The 12983-nt window shown below is 34.5% G+C and carries 15 protein-coding genes; all 15 read left to right on the top strand.

Translation table 11 applies throughout. The features are described from left to right. Nucleotides 1-91: 91 nt before the first annotated feature. Nucleotides 92-742 carry a hypothetical protein gene (locus HMPREF1864_RS01005; RefSeq protein ID WP_062570979.1) on the top strand — a complete coding sequence of 217 codons (651 nt, stop codon included), beginning with the start codon at nt 92-94 and terminating at the stop codon, nt 740-742. Further along, nucleotides 723-1220, top strand: coding sequence for a hypothetical protein (locus HMPREF1864_RS01000; RefSeq protein WP_062570978.1), 498 nt, complete (start codon nt 723-725; stop codon nt 1218-1220). The genes HMPREF1864_RS01005 and HMPREF1864_RS01000 overlap by 20 nt, the downstream gene beginning before the upstream one ends. A gap of 143 nt (nt 1221-1363) precedes the next feature. After that, complete coding sequence (gene ychF / locus HMPREF1864_RS00995) at nt 1364-2452, top strand: redox-regulated ATPase YchF (RefSeq protein WP_062570977.1); 1089 nt, start codon at nt 1364-1366, stop codon at nt 2450-2452. Nucleotides 2453-2478: 26 nt separating this feature from the next. Then, on the top strand, nt 2479-3309 hold the full coding sequence (locus HMPREF1864_RS00990; RefSeq protein WP_062570976.1) for an HAD-IIB family hydrolase: 831 nt from the start codon (nt 2479-2481) through the stop codon (nt 3307-3309). Then, nucleotides 3310-4161 (top strand): ribosome biogenesis GTPase YlqF, encoded by an 852-nt coding sequence (ylqF, locus tag HMPREF1864_RS00985; RefSeq protein ID WP_062570975.1) that lies wholly within the window; start codon nt 3310-3312, stop codon nt 4159-4161. Further along, nucleotides 4148-4765 (top strand): ribonuclease HII, encoded by a 618-nt coding sequence (locus tag HMPREF1864_RS00980; RefSeq protein WP_062570974.1) that lies wholly within the window; start codon nt 4148-4150, stop codon nt 4763-4765. Before ylqF ends, HMPREF1864_RS00980 begins: the two co-directional genes overlap by 14 nt. Next, a complete protein-coding gene (locus tag HMPREF1864_RS00975) occupies nt 4759-5118 on the top strand; it encodes a YraN family protein (protein ID WP_062570973.1) in 360 nt (119 codons plus the stop codon). The genes HMPREF1864_RS00980 and HMPREF1864_RS00975 overlap by 7 nt, the downstream gene beginning before the upstream one ends. A gap of 125 nt (nt 5119-5243) precedes the next feature. Beyond that, complete coding sequence (gene sufC / locus HMPREF1864_RS00970) at nt 5244-5990, top strand: Fe-S cluster assembly ATPase SufC (RefSeq protein ID WP_062570972.1); 747 nt, start codon at nt 5244-5246, stop codon at nt 5988-5990. A gap of 37 nt (nt 5991-6027) precedes the next feature. Further along, entirely contained in the window at nt 6028-7407 is a 1380-nt protein-coding gene (gene sufB, locus HMPREF1864_RS00965; RefSeq protein WP_062570996.1) for a Fe-S cluster assembly protein SufB, read from the top strand. A 7-nt stretch (nt 7408-7414) separates the two neighbouring features. Continuing rightward, entirely contained in the window at nt 7415-8464 is a 1050-nt protein-coding gene (locus tag HMPREF1864_RS00960) for a SufB/SufD family protein (protein WP_062570971.1), read from the top strand. Beyond that, nucleotides 8465-9706, top strand: coding sequence for an aminotransferase class V-fold PLP-dependent enzyme (locus HMPREF1864_RS00955; protein WP_062570970.1), 1242 nt, complete (start codon nt 8465-8467; stop codon nt 9704-9706). Next, nucleotides 9696-10151, top strand: a complete 456-nt coding sequence (gene sufU, locus HMPREF1864_RS00950) for a Fe-S cluster assembly sulfur transfer protein SufU (RefSeq protein ID WP_062570969.1) — start codon at nt 9696-9698, stop codon at nt 10149-10151. The genes HMPREF1864_RS00955 and sufU overlap by 11 nt, the downstream gene beginning before the upstream one ends. 11 nt (nt 10152-10162) lie before the next feature. After that, entirely contained in the window at nt 10163-10558 is a 396-nt protein-coding gene (locus HMPREF1864_RS00945) for an RrF2 family transcriptional regulator (RefSeq protein WP_062570968.1), read from the top strand. A 7-nt stretch (nt 10559-10565) separates the two neighbouring features. After that, entirely contained in the window at nt 10566-11693 is a 1128-nt protein-coding gene (locus HMPREF1864_RS00940) for a cysteine desulfurase family protein (protein WP_197415044.1), read from the top strand. 4 nt (nt 11694-11697) lie between these two features. Beyond that, nucleotides 11698-12981 carry an AI-2E family transporter gene (locus tag HMPREF1864_RS00935; protein WP_062570967.1) on the top strand — a complete coding sequence of 428 codons (1284 nt, stop codon included), beginning with the start codon at nt 11698-11700 and terminating at the stop codon, nt 12979-12981. Nucleotides 12982-12983: the final 2 nt, after the last annotated feature.

Genomic DNA, 12983 nt, shown 5'->3' with positions numbered 1-12983 from the left:
AGAACTTGTTTTTTTTTAAAAAAGGTGCTATTATGATAAATAGATAAAGTAATAAACCAAAAAATAATTTCTTGATTATTTAGGGGGCACTATGAAAAGGAAAATTCTATCTTTAATATATTTAATAAGCTTTTATTTGGGTATATTGACATTGCTTGTAATGCTAATAAGTGTTTTACCAGGTATGATAAGAGGAAAATTATTTATTGATGACGATACCTTAGTGCGATTCTCTATAGTATTATTATTTTTATTGATTTTAGCATATCTAGTTGTTTTATCGATAAATGGAAATGAAAGAAAAATATTATTGAAAATAACGAATTATATTTCGATTTTCCTTTATATATTTTTTATATTTTTTATTTTATTAAGAAGTATAAATAATAATTATCCAACAGTGAATATGATTCCATTTAAATCAATTATAAATTATGTTTATGATTTTTTGACTTTAACAAGTAAATTAAATTATTTTTCTTTTTTAAAATTCATTATATTTCCAATTGTTTACCTAATCCCAGTTTTTATTTTTATCAAAACTAAATGCTATAGAAATTACTATATATTTATTTCAATTATTATTATTTCGTTAGAAGCGGCGAAGTTCTTTTTATACAAAAGCTTTAATTTAGATAATATCTTATTTGGTTTATTATCTGCTATTATTACAGATGAGATTATTTGTAAAATTCCGTTTAAATTAAATATAGGAGGTTTTTATGATAAAAAGATTTTGTAAGAATTTTGTTTTAATATCAATTATGATATTGATTTGTTCTTCTAGTGTATTTGCTACAAGCAATGAAATTGTTGATGGAAAGAAGGAAAGTGATGATGGTATCTTTAATTGGGCGAGTAGAGAAGATAGAATGAGCTCTGACGGTTCATTTGATTATTCCTTTTATCAAGGACTAGCTTCTGATAAATTCACATTAACTAATAGTTATACGACAATTTATTGTAATTCTACTTATGAAGGAACTACTTTCACACCAGCATTTGTTATTTCTTTATATGAGAAAGCGTATAGAAATTGGTCATACCACTATGTTGGAGAAAGAAATATGTCTTTAAATGGGTCAGATCATGCTAAATTTAATAATTTACATTATATAGATGGAAAGTATTTTTTTAGAATGGACACAGGTTTAACGAGAGGTGTCGATTCTCCGATACATGGTTATGGAGAAATATCCAATTTTGGGAATAGGATATAAAATAAATATTCTATAGTTTAATTTGAAAATTTAATTTAAGCGGTAAATTATAGTGTTAGTCATAAAGATTAGCACTATTTTTTAATTAATATACCTAAGCTTCCTAATTGTGATATAATTTTACTTTGAATGGAGGTTTTTAAATGAAACTTGGAATCGTGGGACTACCTAACGTAGGTAAGTCTACTTTATTTAATGCCCTAACAAGTGCTGGTGCAGAAGCTGCAAACTATCCCTTTGCAACAATTGAACCAAATGTTGGGGTTGTAAACGTGCCAGATGAAAGACTAGAAGTTCTTTCAAAACTAAATAACTCACAAAGAATTGTCTACACTAATATAGAATTTTATGATATTGCTGGACTTGTTAAGGGAGCCAGCAAGGGCGAAGGACTTGGCAACCAATTTTTATCAAATATCCGTGAAGTTGATGCCATTGTCCACGTTGTAAGATGTTTTGATGACGAGAACATTATTCACGTTGATGGATCTGTTGATCCCTTGCGTGACATTGAAAATATAAACCTAGAATTAATTTTCTCTGACCTTGAGCAAGTTGAAAATAGGTATGGAAAGGTTGCAAAAAAGGCAAGGGCTGAAAAAAATCTTGCCAAGGAAAGAGACCTTTTAGAAAAAATTAAGACTGCCCTTGAAGAGGGAAGGTCTGCAAGAGAAGTTGAACTTGATGACGAAGAAAAGAAAATTATCAAGAACTACTCACTTCTTAGTGCAAAGCCAGTTATCTATGTTTGTAACGTTGCAGAAGATGAACTCACTAAGGATGACAATAAGTATGTGAAGGCAGTTAAGGAATACGCAGAAAAAACTGGCGACGAAGTTGTAGTTATCTCTGCAGAAATTGAATCAGAAATAGCTGCCCTTGATGAAGATGAAAAGGAATTATTCTTAGAAGAGTTAGGTCTTGACTCATCAGGTCTTGATAAGTTAATTAAGTCAAGCTACAAACTCCTTGGACTAATTTCCTTTATCACAACTGGAGAAATGGAAACTAGGGCTTGGACTGTTAAAAGAGGGTCTAAGGCACCAGTTGCTGCTGGAAAAATTCACACAGATATGGAAAGAGGATTTATCAAGGCAGACACAATTTCCTACCAAGACCTTGTGGACTCTGGGTCTATGGCAAATGCTAGGGAAAAGGGACTTATTAGAAGTGAAGGAAAGGACTATGTCGTTGAAGATGGCGACGTTATCGTCTTTAAGTTTAACGTATAATTAAGTTGAAGAAAAAAAGGTGATTTATGATTAAAATGCTTTCAATGGACCTAGATGAAACTCTTTTATCAACTGATAAGCTGATGACAGAATCCTTTAGGCCCTTTGTTGAAAAATTAAAAGCTAATAATATTATTCCTGTGGTTGCAACTGGAAGAGAATTTTACACTGCCCACAGGTTTGTGGGTCAAGATCTTGAGATAGATTTAATTTGCAACAATGGAAATATTATAAAAAATAATAAAACTGGAAAACTTGAATTTGTAAATCCCATGTCACAGGAAGATGTAGATTTAATTATGTCCTTTGACAATAATGACAAAATCTACTCCACAATTCATGTTGAGAGGGAAGATGGGATTGACCTAATATACAAGAAAAAGAATTTTGATTCTCTAGAAGCTACTTATGTAGATGCCTTTAGGGGAAGAAATCTTGGACTTGATAACTTTAATGACTTCGAAGGTCATCCTCTTTCAATTGTTTTTGCAGGTAGTCATGAGGACTTAGTTGAACTTAGAAGGAATATAAAGGCTGGCATTGGAGATGACAAGTTCAACTTCCATCTTATGAAGATAAAGAGACAGCCTAAGTGGATGTTGGAAATTCTTCAAAAGAATGGAGACAAGTTTTTCGGCGTAAAGAAGTATGCAGAAAATAGGAATATAAAACTAGAAGAAGTTGCAGCTATAGGCGACGACTCCAACGATAAGATGCTTGTAGAAAATGTTGGACTTGGTTTTGCTATGATAAATGCTGTTGATGTCTTAAAGGAAGTTGCCGATGTGGTTTCTGACTATGACAACAACCACGATGGTGCAATAAAGATTTTAGATAAGGTTTTGTTTGGTGATTAAATGAATATTAACTGGTACCCTGGTCACATGAAGAAGACCATAGAGGATATTGAGAAAAAGTTAAAGCTCGTTGACTTTGTAATAGAAATCATAGATTCCAGAATCCCCTTCTCAAGTAGAAATCCTCTCTTTGATGACCTCTTTAAAAACAAAAAAAGACTTCTTATTTTTAATAAGTCAGACCTATCTGATCCCAAGTTAAATGACCTTTGGATGGATAGGCTAACTGATGACAACAACTTTGCCATCTCCTATAATGCAATGAAACCTAACGTTGGTCTTGTTGTAAATAAGTCAGAAGAACTTATGGCAGAAGAGATAAAAAAATTTGAAGACAAGGGTCTTAACAAGGGCCCCCTTCGTGCTATGATTGTTGGTATTCCCAACTCAGGCAAGTCAACTTTTATAAATTCAATATCAGGCACAAGGTCAGCTAAGACTGGAAACAGACCAGGAGTTACCAAGGTCAACCAGTGGATAAAAATTCATCCCAAGCTCCACCTTCTTGACACGCCAGGAGTTCTTTGGCCAAAGTTTGAAGATAAGGTTGGACTTAACCTTGCCTTTACTGGTGCCATAAAAGATGAAATTATGGACAGGGAAACTCTTGCCTTGAGACTAATAGAAAAGTTAAAGGAAATTGCTCCTTCTTCCTTGGAAGAAAGATATAAACTTTCTAACATTCATGATATGAGTGGAGTAGAAATTATGGATGAAATTGGAAGCAAGAGGGGGGCCCTAATGCGTGGAGGCTACATTGATTATGAAAAAGTTTCTGGCATTATCCTAGATGAATTTAGGAAGGGAATCCTTGGTAGGATTACATTGGAGGTTCCTGATGAGTTTTTATAATTTCGAAGAAGAATACTATGAAAAGGGCTACAAAAAAATTTGCGGCATAGATGAAGTTGGCAGGGGCTGTCTCTTTGGAGACGTAGTTTCCTGCGCAGTAATTATGCCAAGGGGAGAATACATTGAGGGAGTCAATGACTCCAAAAAGTTATCTCCCAAGAAGAGAGAGAGCCTTTACTTAAAAATTTTGGACTCTGCCATAGCAGTGGGAATTGGCAGGGCAAGTGCTGACATAATTGACAAGGTAAATATTAGGATGGCAACCCACATCTCAATGATCAATGCTCTTGAAAACTTAAGAGACAGTGAAAATAATAAAATCGAAGCTGACTGCGTTCTTATTGATGCAGAAACTATTGAAACAGGAATTTTTCAAAAGGGAATAATCAAGGGGGACGAGTCCTGCTACTCTATTGCTTGCGCATCTATTGTTGCAAAGGTCTATAGGGACAATCTTTGCAAGAAGTGGGCAGAAGAGTATCCCCAATATGGACTTGAAAAGCACAAGGGCTACGCAACAAAATATCATAGAGAAGCTTTAAAGGCTTACGGTCCAAGTGACATGCACAGAAGGACTTTTTTAAAGAATATAAAATCATGGTAGGACATAATTTATTTTTCGGAAACCGTGGGGAAGATATTGCCACAAAATTTTTAGAGGACAAGGGTTATATAATATTAGATAGAAATTATCGTGCCCTTGGAACTGAAATAGATATTATTGCACGTGACAAGGACGAACTTGTCTTTGTAGAAGTTAAGTCACGTAACTCGAGAAAGTATGGAGATGCCTACGAGGCAGTGACAGAATACAAGATGCAAAATATTATTCAAACAGCCACAGCTTACATCATGGCAAAGGGACTCTATGATATAATGGTTCGCTTTGACATAATCGAAATTTATTTTAACGAGAAGGAAATCAATCACATAGAGTCGGCATTTATGCTTTCGTAAAACTAGGTTAAGCCTAGTTTTTTTATTTGCAATAATTACTTGCTTATTAAAAAACTTGTGTTATTATAGTTAATAGAAAAAACATAGTAATTTTGTATGAATTATTTTTAATAAATGGAGGAAGTATGACAGAGTTATTGAGAATAGAAAATTTAAGTGCAGGCGTAGAGGATAAACAAATTTTAAAAAATATAAATTTGAAAATTAATTACGGTGAAGTTCACGTAATCATGGGACCAAATGGTTCTGGTAAGTCTACACTTGCCAATGTAATCATGGACAATCCTGTTTACACTGTTACAAGCGGAAAGATCTTCTTAGATGGAGAAGACATAACAGACCTTACTACAGACAAGAGAGCAAACAAGGGACTATTTATGTCCTTCCAAACTCCAGAAGAAGTTCCAGGAATTTCTGTAGAAAACTTTATTAGGACTGCAAAGTCTTTAAAGGAAGACAAACAAATTTCAATTTTAAAATTTAAAAAAGAAATTAAGAAGGAAATGGAAGAATTAAAAATGGATTCTTCTTACGCAGAAAGATATTTAAACGTAGGCTTCTCTGGAGGAGAAAAAAAGAAAAATGAAATTCTTCAAATGTTAATGTTAAAGCCTAAGCTTGCTATTCTTGACGAAACAGACTCAGGTCTTGATGTTGATGCAACAAGAATTGTATCAAGGGGTATTGAAAAATATTTAAACAAGGACAATGCTGTTTTAATTATCACTCACCACAAGGAGTTAATCGACAACATTAAGCCTGACTTTGTTCACGTTGTATTAGATGGTGAAATTGTAAAAGAAGGAGACGCTTCTCTAATCGATAAAATCGAAAAAGATGGATTTAACTGGATAAGAGAAGAGGTGAAATAATTTGGTTAAGAAGGTAGAAAAAACTTATGTAGAAGACATGGACCGTGGTGTCTATGACATTAAAAATAAATTTACATTTAGATCAAAGACTGAGAAGGGACTTACAGAAGAAATTGTAAGACAAATTTCTGCTGAAAAGGACGAACCAGAATGGATGCTTGAAAGTAGACTTAAGGCTCTTAAGATCTTTAATGAAAAAGAAAATCCAAAATGGGGTCCAGACCTTTCTGAAGTTGATATGGATAAAATCACAACTTATATAAGACCAGATGCAGATATGTCTGACGACTGGAAGAATGTACCTGAAGAAATTAGGGACACCTTTGACAAGCTTGGAATACCTGAAGCAGAAAAGGAATCTATGCTTTCTGGTGTTGGAGCTCAATACGACTCTGAAGTAGTTTACCACTCCATCCAAAAACATCTTTCAGACCAAGGTGTAATTTATACAGACTTTGAAACAGGACTTAAAAAATATCCTGAAATCGTAAAAAAATATTTTAGCAAGTGTATAACACCTAAGCTTCACAAGTATGCAGCTCTTCACTATGCTGTATGGTCTGGTGGATCCTTTGTATATGTGCCAAAGGGAGTAAATGTAGATATACCTCTACAATCTTACTTTAGACTTAATGCACCAGGTGCAGGACAATTTGAACACACCTTAATTATTATAGAAGATGGAGCCTACTGCCACTTCATAGAAGGTTGCTCTGCTCCTAAGTACAATGTCATAAACCTACACGCAGGTGCAGTTGAACTTTTTGTTGGAGAAGGGGCAACTCTTAGGTACTCAACAATAGAAAACTGGTCAAGAAATATGTACAACCTCAACACTAAGAAGGCAATCGTAGAAAAAAATGGAAAGATCGAATGGGTTTCAGGATCCTTTGGTTCAAAAGTTTCTATGCTTTACCCATCATCAATCCTTGTGGGAGAAAATGCATCTAGTGAATTCACTGGTATCTCCTTTGCAGGTGAGGGACAAAATCTTGACACAGGAGCACAAGTTGTTCACGCAGCACCACACACTACTTCAACTATAAACACAAAATCAATTTCAAAATCTGGTGGGATTGCAATTTACAGGGGGCTTGTTGAAATAAAAGAAAATGCTGTTGGTGCAAAGAACGCAACATCTTGTGAGTCCTTGATGCTTGATAGCAAGTCAAGGTCAGATACAATTCCTACAATAAAAATTGAAAACAATAATATTGATATTGGACACGAAGCAAAAATCGGAAGGATTAGCGATTCAGTTATCTTCTACCTAATGTCCAGGGGTATCTCTGAACAAGAGGCCAAGGAAATGGTAGTAAGAGGTTTTGCTGAGCCAATAGCTAAGGAACTTCCTATGGAATACGCAGTTGAGATGAATAACTTAATAAATCTTGAACTTGTTGGATCAATTGGGTAGGTGAAAGATGAATAAATTAATAGGAAATGAAATAGCCTTTAAGACTTTTGACTTCTTAAGGGTTAATGAAACAGAAATAGAAATTCCACAAATTAAAGGGATTTCATATAGAGAAGTAGGAGAAGATAATCCAGGAGAAATTTCTGAATTTGAAAATTTTAAGTACGGCATATCAGATGATGTCTTAGATTTAAATAGGAAATACCTAAATTATTATAAGTCCCACACAAGTGGAGAAGGAAAGGCAGTAGAAAACTTCAAGTTATTTGAACTTGACGATGAATATTCTGAGCTCTTTGACCTTCACCACATAGTTGCAGAAAAAGATTCAAAATTAAAAGTTGTCCTTGACTACACATCTTGTGGCAGCAGTGAAAAATTTAGGAATACTGTTATCAAAGTCCTTGCAAAAGAAAACTCAGAAGTTGAAGTTTTTGTAATAGCGAGAGATGATGACAAGTCCCTAGTGCTTGAATCAATTGGAGTTTATACAGAAAATCATGCAAAAGTTAGCGTACACCAATATGAACTTGGTTCCGCTAGACTTTACACAAACTACAAGTGCGAATTAATTGGCGAATATTCAGAGGGACTTGTTAATTCAATTTACTTTGGTCAAAAAGACGAGTACCTCAATATGAACTTTGACATGATTCACAAGGGTAGAAAGACTGAGTCAGACATCCTAGTTAACGGTGCCTTAAAGGGAAGGTCATCAAAGAACTTTAAGTCAAATCTTCAATTTATAGAAGGCGCCAAGGGTGCAGAGGGTTCTGAAGAAGAATATTCAATCCTACTTGATGACACAGTTCACTCAATCTCAGTACCCCTAATGCTTGCTCACGAAGATGACGTTGTTGGTAACCACGCATCAAGTTCAGGTAAGCTTGATAGCAACCAAATTTTTTATCTAATGTCTAGGGGCATAAGCTTTGATGAAGCAGAAGCTCTAATAGTTGAGTCCAAATTTTCTGGAGCTATTGATGCTCTTGGCGATGAAAAGCTAAAGGAAGAAGTTTGGAAATCAGTTAGAGAAATTATAAAGAGAGGAAATTAAATGTTTACTAAAAACGAAATAGAAGAAATTAGAAAAGAGTTTCCCTTTTTAAATTTGAAACCCAATGGAAAGCAAATAGTTTATTTTGACAACGGTGCAACAACACAAAAACCAAGAGAAATTATTGACAATATAAAAAACTTTTACGAATGCGAAAATGGAAATCCTCACAGGGGAGCCCATTATCTTGCAATGAAGTCAACAGAAGTTTACGAAGATGCAAGACAAAAGATAGCAGACTTTATAGGAGCAAGGAAGGCATCAGAAGTTGTATTTCTTAGAAATGCAACTGAAGCCTTAAACCTTCTTGCTTATTCCTATGGGCTAAACAATTTAAAAGAAGGCGATGAAATTGTGATTTCAATTATGGAACACCATTCCAACCTTGTGCCTTGGCAAGAAGTTTGCAAGAAAACTGGAGCAAAGTTAAAGTTTTTATATCTTGACCATGATATGCAAATTCCTTTTTCTGAAATCGAAGAAAAAGTTACTAAGAATACAAAACTTATTTCTATCACAGGAGCATCTAACGTTGTTGGAACAAATCCTGACATAGAAAAAATTGTAAAGTATGCAAGAGAAAATTCAGACGCAAAGATCATTCTTGATGGGGCACAATTAGTTCCCCATAGGAAGGTCAATGTAAGTGAACTTGATGTTGACTTTATGGCATTTTCTGGTCACAAGATGTATTCTGCCTTGGGAATTGGTGTACTTTATGGAAAAGAAGAACTCTTAAACAAGATGGATGTCTTCCTTACTGGTGGCGATATGATTGAATATGTCTATGAAGACCACACAACTTTCTTAGATGCGCCACAAAGGTTTGAAGCAGGAACTACCAATGTTGAAGGAGCAGTTAATCTTGCAGCAGCCATTGACTTTATAAACAAATATGGAATGGAAAAAATTGACGAGTACGAAAGATTTTTAACTGACTACTGTTACTACAAGCTTAAAAAACTAAATTATCTTGATGTCTACACAACAAGTGACAAGAACAGGGCACCAGTAATTTCTTTCAACTTTAAAGAAGCTCATCCTCACGATGTTGCATCAATTCTTGACACTTATGGCATTGCCATAAGATCAGGTCACCACTGTGCCCAACCACTACACAGGTACTTGGGTTCAAATTTCTCTTGTAGGGCAAGTTTTGCAATCTACAACACAGTGGAAGAAATTGATTATTTCGTTGAACATCTTGAAGATGTAAGGAGGATTTTAGGAATTGAATCTTGATAATATTTACACAGAATTAATCTTAGAGCACTCTAGGAACAAACACAACAGAAGAGAACTAGAAGACTACACAAAAAAAGAGCTTGGTCACAATCCAAGTTGTGGAGATGAAATCACTCTTGAAGTTAAGATTAAAGATGACATTATAGAAGATATATCCTACACAGGTCACGGATGTGCCATCTCTCAAGCGTCAACTTCAATTATGTGTGACAATGTAAAGGGCATAAAAGTTGAAGAAGCTATTGAAAGAGCAAATAAGTTTATTGGAATGGTAAAGGGAGAGATTGATGACCCAGACGAGTTAGAAGATCTTGACGATGCCGTTGCCTTTGAATCTATTTCAACTCTACCTGCAAGAGTAAAGTGTGCAGTCCTATCATGGTACACATTAAAAAATATGCTAGAAAATAATAAAGATAAGGGATCTTTTAATCCATTATAAGAGGTGACTAGATGAAATTATCTACAAAGGGTCGTTACGGTCTAATGGCAATGTATAACTTAAAGGAAAATATGGGCAAGGGTCCCATAGCCTTAAAGGATATAGCAAGAGATGAAAATCTTTCCGAATCTTATTTAGAACAACTCTTCACCCTTCTTAGGAAGGCAGACCTTGTCAAATCAATTAGGGGTGCAGGTGGAGGTTATGTATTAGCAAGAGACCCACAAAATATAGCAATTGGAGAAATTATAAATGCCCTCGAGGGAGATATTTCTCTTTCCTGTTGCGACCTTGGGAAAAATGTAGCTTGTGGCAAGCAAGCTGATTGCGCAACAAGGGATATCTTATCTAAACTTCAAGGTCGAATTGAAGGGGTCATGGAGTCTATGACCCTAGCAGATATGTGAGGCTCTTATGATTTATATGGACAATGCTGCCACTACTAGGATAACAGACAGGGTTTTTGAAGCCATGCTTCCTTATTTAAAGGAAAATTATGGAAATCCGTCGGCAATATATTCACTTGGTCAAAGGTCTAGGGCAGCAATAGAAAATTCAAGAATAAAAATTGCAGACCTCTTGGGAGTAAAGGCAAGTGAAATCTACTTTACTTCCTCAGGGTCTGAATCAGATAATTGGGCTCTAAAGGGCTCGTTTTTGCCTAATCAAGAAAATCACATTATCTCATCAAAGATTGAGCACCCAGCAATTTTAAATTCACTTAAAAAAATTGAAAAATGGGGTGGGGAAGCTAGTCTTGTTTCTGTTGATGAAGAAGGTTTTGTTGACTTAAAAGAAATTGAAAATTCAATTAAAGATTCCACAAGGCTTATTTCAATTATGTTTGCCAACAATGAAATAGGAACTATAGAACCCCTTGCTGAAATTGCAAAAATAGCCAAGGAAAAAAATATTTTATTTCACACAGATGCAGTTCAAGCTGTGGGAAATGTAAAATTTAAAATCAAAGACATTGGAGTAGACATGCTTTCCTTATCAGGTCACAAGCTTGGAGCACCTAAGGGAGTAGGAGTCCTATACCTAAGAGAAGGTATAGACCTGGATAACTTCCTAGATGGTGGCGAACAGGAAAGAGGAAGAAGAGCGTCAACAGAAAATCTTGCATCAATAGTTGGGCTTGCAAGAGCAATGGAAGATGCTTACAATAATATGGAGGACCATTCATCTTATACAAGAGATTTGAGAGATTATACAATCGAAAAACTTTTAAATATAGATGGAATAGTTTTAAATGGTCCTAGAGAAAAAAGACTTCCTGGAAATATAAATATCACTTTAAAAAATACTAAGCCTCAAACTATGGTTCAGTATCTTGATATGTTTGATATATGTGTTTCTTCTGGATCTGCTTGTGCAGCAGGAAGCATTAACCCATCTCATGTTTTAAGGGCAATAGGAAGAAACGAAGAAGATTCACTTTCTATGCTTAGACTTTCCATAAATCACGAAAACACAAAAGAAGAGTGTGATTATGTGGTGGAAAAAATAAATCAAGGGATGAAAAAGTTCAAGAACAGGTGATATTATGTTAGAGCAAATATCTGGTAACGCTGCTAGATTTATGATTTATGCCCTCGTGGTACTCTCTATTCTTTTAATATTTTTAGCAATTTATTATCTAATAAATATTGGGAACAGATATATAGAAGGCAGGAAGAGAATAAATATAGACCTAAGCCTTATCACAAAAATATTTTTGGGGATACTTATTTTTTATTTAATAAACATACTCTTTAATAAGTTCCCTATCATCGGTTACACCCTTTCATCGGTAATGATTGCAATAATCTTTGCATATATAATCGACCCAATAGTAAACTACTTGGAGAGAAAGGGAGTAAAGAGACAGTTTGGTGTAATAATAGTTTACATCTCAGCAATACTTATTTTTGGAATTTTAATAGTTTCTGTAATTCCAAAAACAATAAATGAAGTTTCAAATCTTCTTACAAGTTTACCTGGAATGGTGGATACCCTAATAAGAGAATTTAATAATTTCTTATCAAATGTATTTGCCAAGTTTAACATTGAACTTCCAAAGAATTTTATAAACATTTATAAAGAAACAAATCCAAAGGTAAATGGAAATGTAGAAACTCCACAAATAGTTTCTAACATTTTGGATTCTATTAAGGGCACTATTAATGACCTAATAGTAAAAGCCCAAGGATCCTTAATGGGCTCACTTTCTAACGTGATCTCTAAACTTTATGGATTTTTAACATCAGCCTTTAGGTTGGTCTTAATAATTATTTTTTCTTTCTACTTTTCAGTGGACAAGGAAAGATTTTTGTTGAAAGTGAAGAAGGCAATACCAAATAAACATAGAGAAGATATCTCTTACTTGACAAGCAACATTGACACAGCCCTTCAACAATTTATAAGGGGAAGAATGCTTATGGCAATCTTTGTGGGCGTACTTACAATGGTTTATCTTTTAGTATTAAGAGTAGACTTTGCCATTATAATTGGTCTTATAACTTGTATTGCAGATATAATTCCTTTTATTGGTCCCTTCCTTGGTTGTGCGCCAGCAGTTTTATTTGCCTTTATGGACTCACCAATGAAGGCCCTTTGGGTTCTAATATTATTTGTAATTGTTCAGTGGGTAGAAAATAATATTCTTGCACCAAAACTCATTGGAGACTCAACAGGACTTAACCCACTTGTAATTTTAATTTCAATAATTATAGGTGGTGGAATCTTTGGTGTATGGGGAATGGTTATCTCTGTTCCATTGACGTCAATTATCTTTATACTCGTTGATTTTATCAAAATAAAATACAACGATAGATACAGCTCTAATTGACA

The organism is Peptoniphilus sp. DNF00840, assembly GCF_001553125.1.
Classification (GTDB): domain Bacteria; phylum Bacillota; class Clostridia; order Tissierellales; family Peptoniphilaceae; genus Peptoniphilus_A; species Peptoniphilus_A vaginalis.
Note: the sequence above shows the minus strand (reverse complement) of the source record. Positions and strands in the feature narration are given on the sequence as shown.